The organism is Microbacterium sp. K41 (assembly GCF_004794395.1).
Lineage (GTDB): Bacteria > Actinomycetota > Actinomycetes > Actinomycetales > Microbacteriaceae > Microbacterium > Microbacterium sufflavum.
Genome location: NZ_SSDO01000217.1, coordinates 1 through 5549, shown reverse-complemented (window position 1 = coordinate 5549; position 5549 = coordinate 1). Strand labels below are relative to the sequence as shown.

Annotated in this window: 3 rRNA genes; all 3 read right to left on the bottom strand. The window is 54.7% G+C overall.

The features are described 5' to 3' along the window. Nucleotides 1-13 precede the first annotated feature (13 nt). Nucleotides 14-130: ribosomal RNA gene (rrf, locus tag DW309_RS05960) — 5S ribosomal RNA — on the bottom strand. A gap of 111 nt (nucleotides 131-241) precedes the next feature. Then, nucleotides 242-3343 (bottom strand): 23S ribosomal RNA (locus DW309_RS05955). A gap of 421 nt (nucleotides 3344-3764) precedes the next feature. After that, nucleotides 3765-5289: ribosomal RNA gene (locus DW309_RS05945) — 16S ribosomal RNA — on the bottom strand. The 16S, 23S and 5S rRNA genes sit together here, the layout of an rRNA operon. Nucleotides 5290-5549 lie beyond the last annotated feature (260 nt).

Sequence of the window (5549 nt, the reverse complement as noted above, 5' to 3'; positions counted from 1 at the left end):
TTGACTAAAAGGAGTCCGGCGGTGTCCTACTCTCCCACAGGGTCCCCCCTGCAGTACCATCGGCGCTGTGAGGCTTAGCTTCCGGGTTCGGAATGTGACCGGGCGTTTCCCTCACGCTATGGCCGCCGAAACACTATTGATGTTTCAATCAAACCTAGGTTCACACGTGTGTGTGATCGAAGGTGGTTCTCGACCGTACATCGAGAACCACTCAGTGGACGCAAGCACCAACGAACGGTGTGTTATCAAGTCATCGGCTTATTAGTACCAGTCAGCTGCACACGTTACCGTGCTTCCACATCTGGCCTATCAACCCAGTAGTCTGGCTGGGAGCCTCTCACCCGAAGGTATGGAAGTCTCATCTTGAGGCCGGCTTCCCGCTTAGATGCTTTCAGCGGTTATCCATCCCGAACGTAGCTAATCAGCGGTGCTCCTGGCGGAACAACTGACACACCAGAGGTTCGTCCAACCCGGTCCTCTCGTACTAGGGTCAGATCCTCTCAAACTTCCTACGCGCGCAGCGGATAGGGACCGAACTGTCTCACGACGTTCTAAACCCAGCTCGCGTACCGCTTTAATGGGCGAACAGCCCAACCCTTGGGACCTACTCCAGCCCCAGGATGCGACGAGCCGACATCGAGGTGCCAAACCATGCCGTCGATATGGACTCTTGGGCAAGATCAGCCTGTTATCCCCGAGGTACCTTTTATCCGTTGAGCGACAGCGCTTCCACAAGCCACTGCCGGATCACTAGTCCCGACTTTCGTCCCTGCTCGACCTGTCAGTCTCACAGTCAAGCTCCCTTGTGCACTTACACTCGCCACCTGATTGCCAACCAGGTTGAGGGAACCTTTGGGCGCCTCCGTTACTTTTTGGGAGGCAACCGCCCCAGTTAAACTACCCACCAGGCACTGTCCCTGAACCGGATTACGGTTCGAAGTTAGATATCCAGAGTGACCAGAGTGGTATTTCAACAATGACTCCACGGTAACTGGCGTCACCGCTTCAAAGTCTCCCACCTATCCTACACAAGCCACACCGAACACCAATACCAAGCTGTAGTAAAGGTCACGGGGTCTTTCCGTCCTGCTGCGCGTAACGAGCATCTTTACTCGTAATGCAATTTCGCCGAGTTCGCGGTTGAGACAGTTGGGAAGTCGTTACGCCATTCGTGCAGGTCGGAACTTACCCGACAAGGAATTTCGCTACCTTAGGATGGTTATAGTTACCACCGCCGTTTACTGGGGCTTAAATTCTCAGCTTCGCCTTGCGGCTAACCGGTCCTCTTAACCTTCCAGCACCGGGCAGGCGTCAGTCCGTATACATCGTCTTGCGACTTGGCACGGACCTGTGTTTTTAGTAAACAGTCGCTACCCACTAGTCTCTGCGGCCTCCAAACGCTTTCGGAGCAAGTCCTAATACGTCGAAGGCCCCCCTTCTCCCGAAGTTACGGGGGCATTTTGCCGAGTTCCTTAACCACGATTCTCTCGATCTCCTTGGTATTCTCTACCTGACCACCTGAGTCGGTTTGGGGTACGGGCGGCTAGAACCTCGCGTCGATGCTTTTCTCGGCAGCATAGGATCATCCACTTTTTATCCGCATCGTGTCTCAGCCTCATGAGTCACGGATTTGCCTATGACTCGGCCTACGCACTTGCACCAGGACAACCATCGCCTGGCTTGGACTACCTTCCTGCGTCACACCTGTTAATACGCTAACCGCACCAGCATGGGGTCACGTGCTCCCCTCCACGGTGTCACCCGAAGGTGACGATGTGAAGGCTCGGACGTTTAGCACCACTGGATTAGCTTGGGCGGTTCTTCGCCGGTACGGGAATATCAACCCGTTGTCCATCGACTACGCCTGTCGGCCTCGCCTTAGGTCCCGACTTACCCAGGGAAGATTAGCTTGACCCTGGAACCCTTGGTCTTTCGGAGGACGTGTTTCTCACACGTCATTCGCTACTCATGCCTGCATTCTCACTCGTGTAGCCTCCACGGCTGGTTTCCACCGCCGCTTCGCTGGCCACACGACGCTCTCCTACCCATCAACACGGCTGGACCACGAAGGCCTACCAATAATGTCAATGCCACAACTTCGGTGGCGTGCTTGAGCCCCGTTACATTGTCGGCGCGGAATCACTTGACCAGTGAGCTATTACGCACTCTTTCAAGGGTGGCTGCTTCTAAGCCAACCTCCTGGTTGTCAGAGCAACTCCACATCCTTTCCCACTTAGCACGCGCTTTGGGACCTTAGTTGGTGGTCTGGGTTGTTTCCCTCTCGACTATGAAGCTTATCCCCCACAGTCTCACTGCTGCGCTCTCACTTACCGGCATTCGGAGTTTGGCTGACGTCAGTAACCTTGTAGGGCCCATCGGCCATCCAGTAGCTCTACCTCCGGCAAGAAACACGCAACGCTGCACCTAAATGCATTTCGGAGAGAACCAGCTATCACGAAGTTTGATTGGCCTTTCACCCCTATCCACAGCTCATCCCCTCAGTTTTCAACCTAAGTGGGTTCGGTCCTCCACGACGTCTTACCGTCGCTTCAACCTGGCCATGGATAGATCACTTCGCTTCGGGTCTAGGACATGCGACTGAATCGCCCTATTCAGACTCGCTTTCGCTACGGCTACCCCACACGGGTTAACCTCGCCACATATCGCTAACTCGCAGGCTCATTCTTCAAAAGGCACGCTGTCACACCTACCAGGGGTGCTCCAACGGTTTGTAAGCAAACGGTTTCAGGTACTATTTCACTCCCCTCCCGGGGTACTTTTCACCTTTCCCTCACGGTACTTGTCCGCTATCGGTCATCTGGGAGTATTTAGGCTTATCAGGTGGTCCTGACAGATTCACACGGGATTTCACGGGCCCCGTGCTACTTGGGATACTCTCCACGCCAGAACACGCATTTCGACTACGGGGTTGGCACCCTCTATGACCGGCCTTTCAAGACCGTTCGTCTATACGCTTCTGTAACGTCGCCAGCTCGGCAGAACTGACTGGTGAGTCCCACAACCCCGAATATGCAACTCCTGCCGGATATCACACACACTCGGTTTAGCCTGATCCGGTTTCGCTCGCCACTACTAACGGAATCGCGGTTGCTTTCTCTTCCTGTGGGTACTGAGATGTTTCACTTCCCCACGTTCCCTCTACCCGCCCTATATATTCAGGCGGGAGTCACTAGGTCGGCACGCCGCCCAGCGGGGTTTCCCCATTCGGACACCCTCGGATCAAAACTTGCTTATCAGTTCCCCGAGGCTTATCGCAGATTGCTACGTCCTTCTTCGGCTCCAGATGCCAAGGCATCCACCGTTTGCTCTTAAAGACTTGAAATCACATGAGTTCGAATCAAAAACTCGACCCCACCCGAAGGCGGGATCAGAAATTGACTAATGATCTTTAAGATCATCTTGCGCAACCAATCCGAAGATCAGTTGCAAGATGCTCGCGTCCACTGTGTAGTTCTCAAAGTACGGGCGGTACCCTTCACCGCTTCCCCACCGGGGAAACAACGAAAGGCCCAGAGTAACCAAATGCTTCCAACCCGAAGGTCAAAGCGCATCCGGTCCCTCAGGACCCAACAGCGTGCAGGTGCGACATCCGTCACCCTCCCCGTTCCAACCACCGAAGCAGCGTACTGAAGAAGAACAAAATCCTTCGCACCATGTCAAATGTTCCACCCATGAGCTCCCAGCGAAGAACGTACGCCTTCGATCTGGGTTCTGGACACCCGAAAGTGTCAGATGCTCCTTAGAAAGGAGGTGATCCAGCCGCACCTTCCGGTACGGCTACCTTGTTACGACTTAGTCCTAATTACCGATCCCACCTTCGACGGCTCCCTCCACAAGGGTTAGGCCACCGGCTTCAGGTGTTACCGACTTTCATGACTTGACGGGCGGTGTGTACAAGACCCGGGAACGTATTCACCGCAGCGTTGCTGATCTGCGATTACTAGCGACTCCGACTTCATGAGGTCGAGTTGCAGACCTCAATCCGAACTGGGACCGGCTTTTTGGGATTCGCTCCACCTCACGGTATTGCAGCCCTTTGTACCGGCCATTGTAGCATGCGTGAAGCCCAAGACATAAGGGGCATGATGATTTGACGTCATCCCCACCTTCCTCCGAGTTGACCCCGGCAGTATCCCATGAGTTCCCACCATTACGTGCTGGCAACATAGAACGAGGGTTGCGCTCGTTGCGGGACTTAACCCAACATCTCACGACACGAGCTGACGACAACCATGCACCACCTGTTTACGAGTGTCCAAAGAGTTGACCATTTCTGGCCCGTTCTCGTATATGTCAAGCCTTGGTAAGGTTCTTCGCGTTGCATCGAATTAATCCGCATGCTCCGCCGCTTGTGCGGGTCCCCGTCAATTCCTTTGAGTTTTAGCCTTGCGGCCGTACTCCCCAGGCGGGGAACTTAATGCGTTAGCTGCGTCACGGAATCCGTGGAATGGACCCCACAACTAGTTCCCAACGTTTACGGGGTGGACTACCAGGGTATCTAAGCCTGTTTGCTCCCCACCCTTTCGCTCCTCAGCGTCAGTTACGGCCCAGAGATCTGCCTTCGCCATCGGTGTTCCTCCTGATATCTGCGCATTCCACCGCTACACCAGGAATTCCAATCTCCCCTACCGCACTCTAGTCTGCCCGTACCCACTGCAGGCCCGAGGTTGAGCCTCGGGATTTCACAGCAGACGCGACAAACCGCCTACGAGCTCTTTACGCCCAATAATTCCGGATAACGCTTGCGCCCTACGTATTACCGCGGCTGCTGGCACGTAGTTAGCCGGCGCTTTTTCTGCAGGTACCGTCACTTTCGCTTCTTCCCTGCTAAAAGAGGTTTACAACCCGAAGGCCGTCATCCCTCACGCGGCGTTGCTGCATCAGGCTTCCGCCCATTGTGCAATATTCCCCACTGCTGCCTCCCGTAGGAGTCTGGGCCGTGTCTCAGTCCCAGTGTGGCCGGTCACCCTCTCAGGCCGGCTACCCGTCGACGCCTTGGTGAGCCATTACCTCACCAACAAGCTGATAGGCCGCGAGCCCATCCCCAACCGAAAAATCTTTCCAAACGCAGACCATGCGGTCACGTCACATATCCAGTATTAGACGCCGTTTCCAGCGCTTATCCCAGAGTCAGGGGCAGGTTGCTCACGTGTTACTCACCCGTTCGCCACTGATCCCACAGAGCAAGCTCCGTGTTCACCGTTCGACTTGCATGTGTTAAGCACGCCGCCAGCGTTCATCCTGAGCCAGGATCAAACTCTCCGTAAAAAGAAATTGCATACAACCCGGGGAAAAACCAGGCCGCAGCGAGTTTGAAACTGACCAAAGAGATGACATCATTGCTGACTTCATCCGAATGCCAACCCCCAAAAGGAGTTGGTCTTTGATCCAAAGGAATTCTCACCCAGCCGAAGCTGAACGAGGATAATTTGGCATTTGACAAGTGCACGCTGTTGAGTTCTCAAGGATCGGATGCTCCCACGACCCAGCCATCACAACCAGGCCCGCAGGGCAACTTCTCTATCTTA